The following is a 12,702-nucleotide window of genomic DNA, read 5'->3' on the forward strand; positions in this document are numbered from 1 at the left end:
ATGATTCCTGTGAGAGTTGGGCACGGTTTTGACGTGCACGCCCTGGTAACCGGGCGGGATTGCATTATCGGTGGCGTGAATATCCCGCACAGTCATGGACTGGATGGGCATTCGGATGCAGATGTCCTGTTACACGCTATTTGTGATGCCTTGTTAGGGGCTGTCGCGTTGGGAGATATCGGTAAACATTTTCCACCAACAGATATGCGCTTTAAAGGCATAGATTCACGCGAGCTTCTGCGGCATGTGGTGCGCTTGCTGCATGACAAGGGTTATCTGGTTGGTAACATTGATGCCACGGTGATATGTGAGGCGCCACGATTGGGCAAGCATACTTCGCAGATGTGTATGAACATTGCCAGTGATTGCGATGTGGCGATTGAACAGGTCAACGTCAAGGCGACGACGACTGAAAAGCTGGGCTTCACTGGCCGCAGTGAAGGTATTGCGGCAGAAGCCGTTTGCACTGTGTATTCCAAGTAGTTGATGATGCGATTGTTTAGCCGTTTTGAAGCACTGGTTTCGCCGTTTCCTGCCGAAATCCTGAGGCGCTTGCCTACCCGTTTCTGGCCTTTTATGTGGGCCTGTTCATATGGAATGCGCCGTTATATTTTAATTATGACGCTGCTGACAGCCTGTATCGGCTCGTTTGAGGCTTTGCTGTTTGCCTTGATGGGCAAGGTGGTCGATAAGTTGACAGCCATCCAACCGTCACAATTATGGACGACGCATCAATCTACATTATGGCTGGTGGCGGCGGTATTGGTTGGCAGTACCGTGGTCATTCTGTTCCAGACCTTACTCAAGCATCAGACATTGGCCGGTAACTTCCCAATGCGTTTGCGCTGGCAGTTTCATCAGCATATGCTCAATCAAAGCATGGGGTTTTATCAGGACGAGTTTGCTGGCCGCGTGTCCGCGAAAGTGATGCAGACTGCATTGGCTGTGCGCGAGGTGTGGTTTATTCTGGCCGATATCATGGTGTATGTGTTGCTGTATTTCACTACCATCGTCACGGTGGTGGGCAGCTTTCATCCCTGGATGGTTTTGCCGTTTTTAGGCTGGTTAAGCTTGTATGCCTGCGCGCTGGTTTATTTTATTCCGCGTTTAGCCAAAGTCTCGCAGCATCAGGCAGATGCGCGTTCTCTGATGACCGGCCGGATTACGGATGCCTATACCAATATTTCCACGGTTAAACTGTTTTCGCATGCCGGGCGCGAGGCCAGCTATGCGAAATCGGCCATGCAAGAGTTTTTGGATACCGTGCATGGGCAAATGCGCATGGTGAGCTGTGTCGAGAGTATCAATCACTTTTTAAATATGTGTTTGATCATTGCCAGTGGCAGCATGGTGCTGTGGCTGTGGTCACAGGGCCTGGTCGCTGCCGGTGCGGTTGCGGCGGTGATGGCGATGAGCCTGCGCTTAAATGGCATTTCACATTGGGTCATGTGGGAGCTGACCTCGTTGTACGAGCAAATTGGCACCGTACAAGATGGTATGAATACGCTGTCGATTGAAAACCGCGTGCTCGATCAGCCAGATGCAGTCGCGTTAAACGTCCCTAAGGGTGAAGTCGTATTTGAGCAAGTGGAGTTTGCTTATGACAAGCAACCACCGCTCTTGAAGCAGTTCGATTTGCACATCCACCCCGGAGAGCGTGTCGGCCTGGTCGGCCGCTCTGGTGCGGGCAAGTCTAGCATCGTCAATTTGCTGATGCGGTTTTATGACATTCAGGCCGGGCATATTCGTATCGATGGGCAATCGATCGCCTCAGTGAAACAAGACTCCTTGCGGCAACAGATTGGTATGGTGACGCAGGATACTTCTCTATTACACCGCTCCGTCAGGGAAAATATTTTATATGGCCGCCCAGATGCAAGCGATGAAGAGATGATAGCGGCTGCCAAGCGGGCCGAAGCACATGAATTTATCCTCACCTTGCGCGACGCCAAAGGCCGTACCGGCTATGACGCCCATGTCGGTGAGCGGGGGGTTAAACTGTCTGGTGGCCAGCGGCAGCGCATTGCCATTGCCCGTGTCATGCTGAAAAATGCGCCTATTCTGGTGCTGGATGAGGCCACCAGTGCCCTGGATTCTGAAGTCGAGGTCGCTATTCAACATCATTTGTCGCAGTTGATGGAAGGTAAAACCGTCATTGCGATTGCGCACCGCTTGTCCACCATTGCAGCCATGGACCGGTTGATTGTGCTCGATCAGGGGCGGGTGGTCGAAACCGGCACCCATCAGGCCTTGTTGGCGCAGGATGGGATTTACGCCAAATTATGGACGCATCAGAGTGGTGGTTTTTTGGGCGAATAGCCCGTTCAACTCCCAGACGGTTCCTTTTCTAATATCACGTTTCAATCATCAGGCCATTCGGCCTGATTTTTTTATGGCTGTGCTTGGCATCGCCTCTGTTCAATTGTGACAGTCTGTCATATTACCGCCACTTTTCTGCAATCTAATCTGCTTAGTATTGTCATCAAATTTTCATGGAGTATTTTCGATGGCTAGTCTTGCTGTCCGTTGTAATCGCGGGTTTACCTTGCTGGAATTATTAGTGGTGATGGTCATTATCGGCCTGTTGGCCGGCTATGTCGGCCCCAAATATTTCCAGCAGATTGGCAAGTCAGAAGTCAAAACGGCCAAAGCGCAGATCGCCGCGCTGGAACAGGCTCTGGATCAGTTCCGTCTGGATGTCGGGCATTATCCGAGTACCGAACAAGGCTTGACGGCCCTGATGAATAACCCAGATAACCAGCCAAACTGGGCCGGCCCTTATTTGAAAAAAGAAGTGCCCAACGACCCTTGGGGCAAGCCTTACCAATACCGTATGCCCGGCCAGCACGGCGAGTATGATCTCTACAGCCTGGGTAAGGATGGCCAGGTCGGTGGCAGTGACGAAGCGCAGGATATCAGCAACTGGTAAATGCCATGCACTATCAGGCAAAAGTGTTGAATGGCAGCACCCTGACCATGGTGGAGCTGCAAGCCGATGATGAGCAGGATGCTTACGCCCAGTTAAAGGCGAAAGGCTTGTTGCTGGTCTCGCTGCAGGCACAAAGGCAGGGCAAAATAGCCAAGCGCCAGGCGTTTCCGTTGGCTTTGTTCAGCCAGGAGTTGCTGGCCTTGCTCGATTCCGGCTTGAACCTCGTCGAAGCCATTGATGCACTGGCTTTGCGGCAGGATCATACACGCGGTGTTTTGCAGGGCATCTTGCAATCACTGCAGCAGGGTAAGTCTTTTTCTGCGGCCCTAGAGCGTCAATCTGCGGTATTTCCGCCCCTCTATATCGCCACGGTGAAAGCCGCCGAGCGCACGGGCGACCTGGGCAATGCCTTGTCTCGCTATATCGCTTATGACAATCAGGTGTCATTACTCAAAAAGAAAATCGTCAGCGCGTCAATTTACCCGCTGCTGCTCATCGTGGTTGGCGGCTTGGTCATTGCGTTTTTGATGGGCTTTGTTGTACCTAAATTCAGCAGTGTCTACGAAGGCACGGGGGCAGACTTGCCTTGGATGTCGCAGCTGATGCTGCAATGGGGCAGCCTGATTGCCCAGCATGGCGAGCTGATGTTGACGCTACTGGTCAGTGTGTTGGTCATGCTGGTCGTGTTATTGAAACATCCAGCCATGCGGCAGTGGATGTTACGCACCTTGTGGCGTATTCCTGCCATCGGTGAAAAGCTGCAACTCTATCAATTGGCACGCTTTTACCGAACATTGGGGATGTTACTGGCGGGGGGGACCCCAGTGATGGTGGCGCTCGACTCGCTGGAAGGATTGCTGGATAGCAGTCTTGCTTTGAGTCTCAAGCAGGCACAAACCATGATTAGCCAGGGCCAACCCCTGTCGCAAGCCTTCCAGGTCAACGGCATGACGACGCCGATTGGCGAGCGCATGTTGCTGGTGGGCGAGCGCGGGGGCAATGTGCCACAAATGATGGACCGCATCGCCAGCTTTTATGATGAAGAGTTGGCACGCTGGATAGACTGGTTTACCCGGCTGTTTGAGCCCTTGCTCATGCTGTTTATTGGCCTGGTGATCGGCGTGGTGGTGCTGTTGCTGTATATGCCCATTTTTGAACTGGCAGGACAAATTCAATGAACCAGCCTCTCCCCAATCAGCACGTGCCTGCTGAGCCACTACAGTCGCTCTCTGCAGAACTATTATCGCAAGCACAAACGCAGGCCTTGCAACAGCAACGGCGCGTGATCGAGGTGCTCGAAGACCTGCTCTCGGTGGACACTGAAATTCTGGTGAGCCAACTGGCTGACTTGCTGCATTACCCGGTCGCCACCATGCGCGATATGCGCGAGTGGCAGGTAGCTTTTGAAGTCATCAGTTATAACGAAGCGCAGCAAAAAGAGTGTCTGGCGTTTTATGACGCGCAAAAAACACTCATTCTCGTGTTTGCTGACCCGTTTAACCGCCAATTGCCGTTGTGGGTACAGCATGCCGTAAAACAGCCGTTTGTCTGGCAGTTGGCACATCGGCTGGAGATTAGCGCCTACCTCGCCGGTGAAGAAGAAACCATGCGTGCCATGGATGGCGTAGGTTTGCCCAGTGAGCAAATGCAAGAAGGCGAGGACGAGCTGGTCATGCAGCTCTCGCTCAAGTCCATTCACGAAGATGCCAACCCCATCGTCAAGCTGATTAACTCCACCTTATACGATGCCCTCAAAACAGGCGCCAGCGATATCCACCTCGAAACGCATGCAGGCGGTCTGGCCGTGAAATACCGGATTGACGGGGTGATGGCCAGCATCGCCAATAGCCCCGGTCTGGACAGTGCCGAGCAGGCCATTTCGCGGATCAAGGTCATGGCGCAACTCGATATTGCCGAACGCCGGATTCCGCAAGATGGCCGCTTTAAAGTGCATGCCATGGGCCGCCTGATTGATTTCCGTGTCTCTATCATGCCCAGTGCGTTTGGCGAGGATGCCGTACTGCGGGTGCTGGACCGAAAGGCCTTGACCGAGCAGGCGCAAGGCTTGAGTTTGAAAGCGCTGGGCTTTGATGCCGATGTGATTGCCAGATTCCGCAAATTAGCCAGCGAGCCGTATGGCATGGTGCTGGTCACTGGCCCGACCGGCAGTGGTAAAACCACCTCTTTATATGCCGCCATCTCAGAGGTGAATACGGGGTTTGACAAGATCATCACCATTGAAGACCCGGTTGAGTACCAGTTACCTGGCGTGCTGCAAATCCCGGTCAATGAGAAAAAAGGCCTGACCTTTGCGCGTGGCCTGCGGTCAATTCTGCGGCATGACCCGGACAAGATTATGGTGGGTGAAATCCGCGATGCCGAGACTGCACAAATTGCCGTGCAAGCGGCGCTGACTGGCCATCTGGTGTTTTCTACCGTGCATGCCAACAGTGTGCTCGATGTCATCGGCCGTTTCATGCATATGGGCGTAGACCCTTACCATTTTGTGTCAGCAGTGAATGGCATTATTGCCCAGCGCCTGGTGCGCGCCTTGTGTCCGCATTGTGCCGAGCCGTTTGTGCCGGATGCTGACTTGCTCAGTGCCTCTGGCTTAAGCGCTGAGCAGGCCGCCAGCATGCAGTTTATGCATGCCCAGGGCTGTGGCCATTGCCGCGGCACGGGTTACAAAGGCCGTAAAGCGGTGGCCGAAATACTGGTGCTTAATGACGAGTTGCGCGAGATGATTATTGCCCGCCAGCCGATCCGCCAGTTGAAAGAGGCGGCTGCCAGAAATGGCATGCGTACCATCCGCGAGGCGGCGATCAGCGCCGTGGCTGAAGGCATGACCAGTTTGCAGGAGGTTAACCGTGTCACGTTTGTTGCCTGAGTTCAGCGTACTTGGCCTGACGCGGATCCTGGTGTTGTCTGACCAGTTGCAGGCCGAACATATTCCGGCGGGCTTTGCTTCGTCCCCTGTCTTTGCGACGACTGCCTGGTCAGGCGCAGATGCGCTTGCGCTGCAGCCAGCATTACAGGCAGTGCTGGCACAGTTGCCAGCCACACGCTGGCAAAAGATAGAACTCTATCTCGCTGACCAGCATGTGCATCTGATGCGCTTGCCTGCCATGACTCAAGGTCTGCAGGCATTTGACTGGAGCGGGCAGGATCAGCAAGCCTATGCGCGCGCCATGCTTATGCAAACTTATGGTGAAGCCGCACGTAGCTGGCCTTTCCGCTTACAGGATGTTTGCCAACCACAAGATAGCCTGCTGGTGGCTATCCCGGTGTTACAGACACTGGATTGGACTGCGTTGTTACGTCCGTATGCCCTGCAATGGCAGGTGCAAGCCTATGCTTGCGCCTTGTGGGCCAACACCCGGCTGCCCAAAACCGGCACCGTGCTAACCGCAGAGCCGCAAATGCTCAGGCTGTTGCAGCTTGAGCAAGGGCGTATTATGCATGTGGCCGGGCTGGCGACCTCTCTGCAGGCAGTGGAAACCATGGCAGACTGGGTGTTGCGTGAGCGTACCTTGCTGGGCGTGCAGGCGTCAGCGTGTTACTGGGTAACCGAGCCCGGCAACCACAGGGCGTTAAATACCGGTCATCGCCTCAAACAAGCTTTGGCGGGCCAGGTCAACTGGCAGCTGTTGCCATCAGCGAGATCACTCACTCAGTTGCGTCAGGAGGTCAGTCATGTGGCCGCAGCCTGAGTATCATATGGATTTTGCGCGCCCGTTATTTGCCTGGCAACGTGTGCGTTGGCCAGGACTGGCGCTGGTGGCAGCATTATTGATGACGGTATGGCTCACCTATGCCGAAGAGGCCGAGCAAACCGCGCACTTGCAGTCACTCACTGAGCGGCAGCAGCAACTGACCGAGCAGCAGTCCGCTATGCAGGGCACTGCACCGCGCACCGAGCAACATCCACTGAGTCAAGCCAACATCAAACCGGTGGCGGTATTAAGCCAGCCGCAACAAAAGGCAGCGCAAAAAATTGTGCAGCAACTCAATGTGCGCTGGTTTGACTTGTTGCAGGCGCTAGAAGCAAGCCAGGTCGCCGATATCGCGTTGTTGCAATTGACCCCTGATGCCAATCGCGGCCAATTTGTATTGTCGGGCGAGGCGAAGAGCTACGCGGCGTTATTGAATTATGTGAGTCATTTGCAAGGCCTGACGACGCTGCATGAGGTACATTTGCAAAAACACCAGGTCAATGACAGTCATCCGCAGCGCCCGGTCAGCTTCGAAATTCAGGGGGGCTGGCAACCATGAAATCGGCACGTATGTTCTCGGCCCTGACTATGGTCTGGCTGCTACGCCGTGCGGCCTGGTATCTTGGCTGGCTGCCCATGCTGATGAGCGTCTTGTTGCTGATCTTATGGGGCGTGTTGTCGCAGCAGCAGTCTGCCACAACCACGCAAATTACTTTGCTCACGCAAGCCATCCAGCAGCTTGAGAGCCAACCGGTAGCACCTGTGGCCCCGGTTTCAACCGCCATTGTCAAACCGGAGGTGAGCGAAAATGCGCCGGAATACCTGGCCGCCTTATGGCAGCAATTACCAGAGTTTGCCGACCTGTCGCCACGCATGATGCAGATTGCGCGCCTGGCGCAAAAACGCCAGATGGCCTTGAATGTGGGCGATTACCAGTGGCAACTGCATGCCGCCAGTGACGCCACGCAGGAGATTCAGCAATATGACATGCGCTTCAATATTCAGACCGATTACCTAACTTGCCGGCAGTTTATTGTCGATGTGTTGCGGCAATATCCTGCCATGGCCTTGACTGGCCTCGAGTTGCGCAAAAACGAGACCATGCAGCCGATGCTGGACGCGACGCTGACGTTTTCAGTGTTTATCCGGGGAGGGCGCAAGCATGGCAGTTAGCGCCAAATCCTCGACTTCGCCCGTGATTTGGCTGGCCTTGCTGTTGACGTTGGGCTTGGTCTACTGGCAATGGTCGGCAGCGCCTCAAGCGGAGCTTGATCTGGTTGCGGTCAGACCTGCCAAGAAAGTAGCAGTGGCTGAGTCTGTGCCAGTCAGCGCCGACCACAGTGACAGTCGCACGGATACGTATCAGCCGTCAGCGCGTGTGGCGACCAGTCAAACTGCCAGCCCTCAAGACGAAACCGCAGCCATGCCAGAGGCCGCGTATTTCAAGCGCCAGTTACCCGCGGGCAAGCCTGCGCATGTGCTATTTGCGGCGCATGAATGGTTACCGCCCCCGGTCAAGCCGCCCCCACCGCCTCCGCCGCAGGCGCCGCCTTTGCCTTATAGCTATGTCGGTAGTCTCAAGGAGATGCCGGGGGGCGACTTGGTGATTTTAATGCAGCAGAAAAAGATGTTGATGCCCAAACTGGGCTCTCAGGTCGATACGCAATGGCGCTTGGACCGCGAGGATATGCAGGCGGTGTATTTCACCTACCTGCCATTAAACAAAGGGGTGGTGTTGAGTAAAAGCAAAGCCGCAACCACGCGTCAGGTTGAGCCAGAAAACAATCCAACAGAAGAAATGTTAAACCAATGAATGTTTTGAATCCAAGTCTGCGATCATGGTCAAGCGTGCCACGCAGTTTGTCTTTCGCTGCCTGTACGCTGGTACTGTCATCGTGCGGCCTGTTTCCGCCCAAACTGACGGCGACGACCCCGGAAGGCAAAGTCCAAGAGTTGGCCCAACAGGTGGCAGAGCATCCTGCGGATGTGACTTTGCGCAACCGCTGGTTTCGCGAGCGTGAGCTGGCAATCAACGCCTTGCTGGCGGACGCCGCTGCGGCAGATGCCAAAGGCGATATTGCCACCGCCAAGCAAGCTTATGCCCGCATCCTGACGCTGGATCCTTATCAACCTAAAGCGCTGGATTATGCGCGTGCTAGTGATCGTGAAATTGTGCTGCGCAAGCAGTTAGAGATTGCCAAGCAGCATATCAACCAGCCCAAGCAGGCACTCAAGGAAGTGCGCGATATTTTGTTGGAGCAACCGACCAATACCGAAGCCCAGGCGCTGGAAAAGCAACTGATGGCCATGGAGCCGCGTGCACGTGCCAGCCTGCCGCAATTGCAAACCGCCATCAACAAACCGGTCACGCTGGAATTGCGGGATGCCAACATCAAGGTAGTGTTTGAGGCATTGTCCAAAGCCACCGGGATTAATTTTGTGCTGGATAAAGACATTAAAGCCGAGACCAAGGCCTCGGTGTTCGTCAAGAAAATGCCAATTGAAGAGGCGGTGGAGATGGTGCTAGCCAGCAACGGCTTGCAGAAAAAAGTGCTGTCTCCCACCAGTGTGTTGGTGTATCCGGCCACCCAGCAAAAAAACAAAGACTATCAGGACCTGTTGATCCGTAACTTTTATTTTGCCAACACCAGTGCCAAGCAGTGCGCGGATATGTTAAGGACGATTTTAAAAATCCGTGATGTGTATGTCGATGAGCGCCTGAACATGCTGGTGTTGCGTGACCGGCCGGAAGTATTGGCCTTGGCAGAAAAAATGATCAAGGCGCAGGATATTGCCGACCCTGAGGTCATGCTCGAAATTGAGGTGATGGAAGTCACGCGTGGCAAGTTGCAACAACTGGGCATCAGCTATCCCACCTCACTCACGGTGCTCAATAGCCCATTGACACTGGAGGCGCTCAAGAGCATCAAGTCGAGTGATATTGGTGTCAGCCCTAACCCTGGCGTACAGTTCAAAACCACAGACAGTGATTTGAATCTGTTATCCAACCCGCGCATCCGCGTCAAAAATAACGAAAAAGCCAAGGTGCTGGTGGGTAACAAGGTGCCGGTCATCACCACCAATACCACCGCCAATGTAGGGACCTCCGAGAGCGTGTCTTATGTCGATGTCGGCCTCAAGCTGGAAGTTGAGCCGCGCATCATGCTGGATGATTTTGTCAGCATCAAGGTGAACCTCGAAGTCAGCTCACTGGGTGAGGCTGTGACCTTGAGCAATAACTCCAAGGTTTACAATATTGGTACCCGCAATGCCAGCACCATCCTGCGGCTTAAGCATGGCGAAACGCAGATCCTGGCCGGCTTGATCCAGGATTCCGAGCGCAAGAACGCAACCAAATTACCTGGGCTGGGCGAAATCCCGATCTTGGGCCGCCTGTTCTCCAACAATACTGATGACAAGAGTAAAACAGAAATTGTGCTGGCGATTACGCCCAAGGTTATCAGTAATGTCACTTTGCCAGAAGCCACCTTCTCTGAGTACTGGAGTGGCACCGACAGCGTGATTTCAGACAAACCACTGATGAACAGCATGCCTGTTGCGCCTACCCTCACGCGTAGCCAGCAAATCCGTGAGCTGCAGTTACAGCGGCAAAATGAGTTGAATGAAGGCAGCAACACACCTGCCAATGAGCCCGCCAATGATACGCCTGACGCTGCGCCGCCGCCCGAACCGGCCTTACCCGCGCCAGACACGACACCGGCCAATACAAACGCCGCGCCACAAGTGACGCCCTCATCAGATGGTCTTTCAAACAATATCAGGGACTTGCCCGAACAGGGCACGACCAGTTTGCCAGCGCCCAAGGAGATCCCCTGATGCGCCAACGCGCGTGCTTGCAGTCTAGTGCTTGCCCAGGCTGTGGATTCACGTTGATTGAGCTTATGGTGTCGCTGGTGATTATCGCCATCATGGCCAGCATTGCCACGCCCATGATACAAGTCGCGGTGCAGCGGCAAAAAGAACAACAGTTGCGTACACATTTGCATGATATCCGCCGCGCGATTGATGCCTATAAAAAGGCGGCGGAGGATGGGCGGGTGAAAAAAAATTCAGATGCCAGCGGTTACCCGCCCAACTTGCAAGTGTTGGTCGAGGGCGTCGACGATCTCAAAGACCCCAAGCACAAAAAATTACGTTTTTTAAGGCGCATCCCTTTTGATCCCATGCTCAACAAGCGCGACGACACTGCACCAGTGGCGGCTTGGGGCTTGCGTAGTTATGACAGTCCACCCGACCAGCCGCGCTATAACCAGGATGTCTATGATGTGTATTCACTGAGCCCGCGCATCGGCCTGAATGGAGTTCCCTATGCGCAGTGGTAATCGTTGGCGGCGGTGGCGCGGCTTCACGCTGGTGGAGTTATTGGTGGTGCTGTCGATTTTAGCCTTGCTACTTTCGCTGGCACTACCGCGCTATTTTTCTGGCGTACAACGCGCCAAAGAGCAGGCGCTCAAACAACAGTTAATCACCACGCGCAAGGCGCTGGATGAGTTTTATGCCGATCAGGGGCAATACCCTGAAAGCTTGCAGGAGCTGGTGGACAAGCGCTATCTGGACAAATTACCTTGGGACCCTATCTCGGAGCATAACGATGCCTGGGTAATTACAGCACCAGAGCTGCCTTTGCTGGGTGGCGTTTATACCTTGCATAGCAGTGCGACTGGACAGGCTTCGGATGGCAGCGCCTATACCGATTGGTAAGAGGCAGGGCTATGTCGCTTGATATGAGACCTGTTAAACCAGCAGTCACCTCTCTGCGTGGCGGCATATTCCTGCGCGGCTTTTCGTATTTAGGCATCATGGTCACCTTGGCGATTGCCGCCATTGCCATGCAGGGCGCGGCCAGCCTTTGGCAGCAACAGTCCCAGCGCAGCAATGAGGCCCTCTTGCTTGAGGTGGGAGAGGCTTACCGGCTGGCAATCGGCCGCTATTATGAATCTACGCCGCAAGCCGTTAAACAATACCCGGCGAGTCTGGAAGAGCTGTTAGAAGACAAACGATTTCCTGTGCCAAAAAGACATCTGCGCAAAGTGTACGCAGACCCCTTTGCGGTCAAGCAGGGCATGCGTCTGATCCTCAGGGATGGGCGCATCATCGGCGTTTACAGTCCGTCTACGCTTGTGCCCATTCGGCGCAATGGTTTTCAGGATGCGCAGGCCGACTTCCAGGCGGCCAAGCATTACAGTGACTGGAAGTTTGTATACGAGCCGAATAGTCTGGCCAGTTTGGAAGAGGCCTGGGCCAACCGCTAATGCAGCGGCTGGATGAGTTTGGACTTAAATACCTGATAGTAGCGCAATACCTTAGGCACATATTGCTGAGTCTCAGCATAAGGCGGCACCGTCCGCTGATGCGATTTGACCGCTTGCGGACCAGCATTGTAAGCCGCTAGCGCCAGCACCACATCGCCTTCAAACAAGTCCATGAGTTGCTTTAAATAGCGGGATCCCCACAAGATTTGCTGCGAGGCTGACCAGGCACGCACTGGGGTAGGGGTCAGCGTTTTGGCAGTGGCCGGCATCACCTGCATCAAGCCATAAGCGCCTTTGGGCGAAGTGGCTTTGGCATTGTAGCCAGACTCGGTAGCAATCACGGCATGAATCAGTGCGGGCTCGAGTTGTGTGACTTGTGCCGCCGCTTGTACTTCTGCCTGATAGGGCAATTGCGCTGTGGACCAACGAGACCCTGTCAAGGTTTTGCGCCCGTCGTCAGCAATTACTGGTTCGGTTTCTGTGTCCGATCCCCCGGTATTGCTGATCACAATTTCTGTGTCATCAGAAGGGTCCAGTACAATTTTTCCGGCCAAGTATTCAATCGCTTCAGTCGCGTGTGCTGGAATGCACACCAGTAAGGTGAGCACAAAAAATACACGCAATTTGACTACGAGGTTTGGCATCTCTCAATAGTCTCATACGCAAGTGACATTCTCAAGACACGTAGACTGGTTATATTGTTAATGAGCGCTCATTGCGTGAATGCTTCTATCACCATTGCTGTTACTTGATGACTGGTTCATCTGATGAATTTTTCTCTTCGTAA

Annotated in this window: 14 protein-coding genes; 13 read left to right on the plus strand and 1 reads right to left on the minus strand. The window is 54.2% G+C overall.

What is annotated here, in order from left to right:
* The 13 genes from ispF to AACH41_RS03600 all read left to right on the plus strand — a co-directional run bounded on the left by ispF (position 1) and on the right by AACH41_RS03600 (position 11,915).
* Positions 1-483, plus strand: a complete 483-nt coding sequence (gene ispF / locus AACH41_RS03540; protein ID WP_338656771.1) for a 2-C-methyl-D-erythritol 2,4-cyclodiphosphate synthase — start codon at positions 1-3, stop codon at positions 481-483.
* A 6-nt stretch (positions 484-489) separates the two neighbouring features.
* Positions 490-2,319 (plus strand): ABC transporter ATP-binding protein, encoded by a 1,830-nt coding sequence (locus tag AACH41_RS03545; protein WP_338657572.1) that lies wholly within the window; start codon positions 490-492, stop codon positions 2,317-2,319.
* Between the two features lie 187 nt (positions 2,320-2,506).
* Positions 2,507-2,929, plus strand: coding sequence for a type II secretion system major pseudopilin GspG (gspG, locus tag AACH41_RS03550; protein ID WP_275357213.1), 423 nt, complete (start codon positions 2,507-2,509; stop codon positions 2,927-2,929).
* A 5-nt stretch (positions 2,930-2,934) separates the two neighbouring features.
* Positions 2,935-4,107, plus strand: a complete 1,173-nt coding sequence (locus tag AACH41_RS03555) for a type II secretion system F family protein (RefSeq protein ID WP_338656774.1) — start codon at positions 2,935-2,937, stop codon at positions 4,105-4,107.
* A complete protein-coding gene (locus tag AACH41_RS03560; protein ID WP_338656775.1) occupies positions 4,104-5,816 on the plus strand; it encodes a GspE/PulE family protein in 1,713 nt (570 codons plus the stop codon). Before AACH41_RS03555 ends, AACH41_RS03560 begins: the two co-directional genes overlap by 4 nt.
* Positions 5,797-6,639 carry a hypothetical protein gene (locus AACH41_RS03565; RefSeq protein ID WP_338656777.1) on the plus strand — a complete coding sequence of 281 codons (843 nt, stop codon included), beginning with the start codon at positions 5,797-5,799 and terminating at the stop codon, positions 6,637-6,639. The genes AACH41_RS03560 and AACH41_RS03565 overlap by 20 nt, the downstream gene beginning before the upstream one ends.
* Positions 6,623-7,201 carry a hypothetical protein gene (locus AACH41_RS03570; protein WP_338656779.1) on the plus strand — a complete coding sequence of 193 codons (579 nt, stop codon included), beginning with the start codon at positions 6,623-6,625 and terminating at the stop codon, positions 7,199-7,201. Before AACH41_RS03565 ends, AACH41_RS03570 begins: the two co-directional genes overlap by 17 nt.
* Entirely contained in the window at positions 7,198-7,815 is a 618-nt protein-coding gene (locus AACH41_RS03575; protein ID WP_338656780.1) for a hypothetical protein, read from the plus strand. Before AACH41_RS03570 ends, AACH41_RS03575 begins: the two co-directional genes overlap by 4 nt.
* Positions 7,805-8,455, plus strand: a complete 651-nt coding sequence (locus AACH41_RS03580; protein WP_338656782.1) for a hypothetical protein — start codon at positions 7,805-7,807, stop codon at positions 8,453-8,455. Before AACH41_RS03575 ends, AACH41_RS03580 begins: the two co-directional genes overlap by 11 nt.
* On the plus strand, positions 8,452-10,479 hold the full coding sequence (locus AACH41_RS03585; RefSeq protein WP_338656784.1) for a secretin N-terminal domain-containing protein: 2,028 nt from the start codon (positions 8,452-8,454) through the stop codon (positions 10,477-10,479). The genes AACH41_RS03580 and AACH41_RS03585 overlap by 4 nt, the downstream gene beginning before the upstream one ends.
* Complete coding sequence (locus tag AACH41_RS03590) at positions 10,479-10,985, plus strand: type II secretion system protein (RefSeq protein ID WP_338656786.1); 507 nt, start codon at positions 10,479-10,481, stop codon at positions 10,983-10,985. Before AACH41_RS03585 ends, AACH41_RS03590 begins: the two co-directional genes overlap by 1 nt.
* Positions 10,972-11,364 carry a prepilin-type N-terminal cleavage/methylation domain-containing protein gene (locus AACH41_RS03595; protein WP_338656787.1) on the plus strand — a complete coding sequence of 131 codons (393 nt, stop codon included), beginning with the start codon at positions 10,972-10,974 and terminating at the stop codon, positions 11,362-11,364. Before AACH41_RS03590 ends, AACH41_RS03595 begins: the two co-directional genes overlap by 14 nt.
* Before the next feature lie 23 nt (positions 11,365-11,387).
* The gene (locus AACH41_RS03600) at positions 11,388-11,915 is read left to right on the plus strand and encodes a type II secretion system protein (RefSeq protein WP_338656789.1); all 528 of its coding nucleotides are present in this window, start codon (positions 11,388-11,390) and stop codon (positions 11,913-11,915) included.
* On the opposite strand, the gene AACH41_RS03605 is transcribed toward AACH41_RS03600, so the two are convergent.
* On the minus strand, positions 11,912-12,559 hold the full coding sequence (locus AACH41_RS03605; RefSeq protein ID WP_338656790.1) for a lytic transglycosylase domain-containing protein: 648 nt from the start codon (positions 12,557-12,559) through the stop codon (positions 11,912-11,914). The genes AACH41_RS03600 and AACH41_RS03605 overlap by 4 nt on opposite strands.
* Positions 12,560-12,702 lie beyond the last annotated feature (143 nt).

Origin of the sequence: Methylophilus sp. DW102 (assembly GCF_037076555.1) — a bacterium.
In the GTDB taxonomy this organism is placed as follows: domain Bacteria; phylum Pseudomonadota; class Gammaproteobacteria; order Burkholderiales; family Methylophilaceae; genus Methylophilus; species Methylophilus glucosoxydans.

Excerpts from the sequence above, each read along its gene's own strand:
- ispF (WP_338656771.1), top strand. The coding sequence starts at position 1 with ATGATTCCTGTGAGAGTTGGGCACGGTTTTGACGTGCACGCCCTGGTA.
- AACH41_RS03545 (WP_338657572.1), top strand. The coding sequence starts at position 490 with ATGCGATTGTTTAGCCGTTTTGAAGCACTGGTTTCGCCGTTTCCTGCC.
- gspG (WP_275357213.1), top strand. The coding sequence starts at position 2,507 with ATGGCTAGTCTTGCTGTCCGTTGTAATCGCGGGTTTACCTTGCTGGAA.
- AACH41_RS03555 (WP_338656774.1), top strand. The coding sequence starts at position 2,935 with ATGCACTATCAGGCAAAAGTGTTGAATGGCAGCACCCTGACCATGGTG.
- AACH41_RS03560 (WP_338656775.1), top strand. The coding sequence starts at position 4,104 with ATGAACCAGCCTCTCCCCAATCAGCACGTGCCTGCTGAGCCACTACAG.
- AACH41_RS03570 (WP_338656779.1), top strand. The coding sequence starts at position 6,623 with ATGTGGCCGCAGCCTGAGTATCATATGGATTTTGCGCGCCCGTTATTT.
- AACH41_RS03575 (WP_338656780.1), top strand. The coding sequence starts at position 7,198 with ATGAAATCGGCACGTATGTTCTCGGCCCTGACTATGGTCTGGCTGCTA.
- AACH41_RS03580 (WP_338656782.1), top strand. The coding sequence starts at position 7,805 with ATGGCAGTTAGCGCCAAATCCTCGACTTCGCCCGTGATTTGGCTGGCC.
- AACH41_RS03585 (WP_338656784.1), top strand. The coding sequence starts at position 8,452 with ATGAATGTTTTGAATCCAAGTCTGCGATCATGGTCAAGCGTGCCACGC.
- AACH41_RS03590 (WP_338656786.1), top strand. The coding sequence starts at position 10,479 with ATGCGCCAACGCGCGTGCTTGCAGTCTAGTGCTTGCCCAGGCTGTGGA.
- AACH41_RS03595 (WP_338656787.1), top strand. The coding sequence starts at position 10,972 with ATGCGCAGTGGTAATCGTTGGCGGCGGTGGCGCGGCTTCACGCTGGTG.
- AACH41_RS03600 (WP_338656789.1), top strand. The coding sequence starts at position 11,388 with ATGAGACCTGTTAAACCAGCAGTCACCTCTCTGCGTGGCGGCATATTC.
- AACH41_RS03605 (WP_338656790.1), bottom strand. The coding sequence starts at position 12,559 with ATGCCAAACCTCGTAGTCAAATTGCGTGTATTTTTTGTGCTCACCTTA.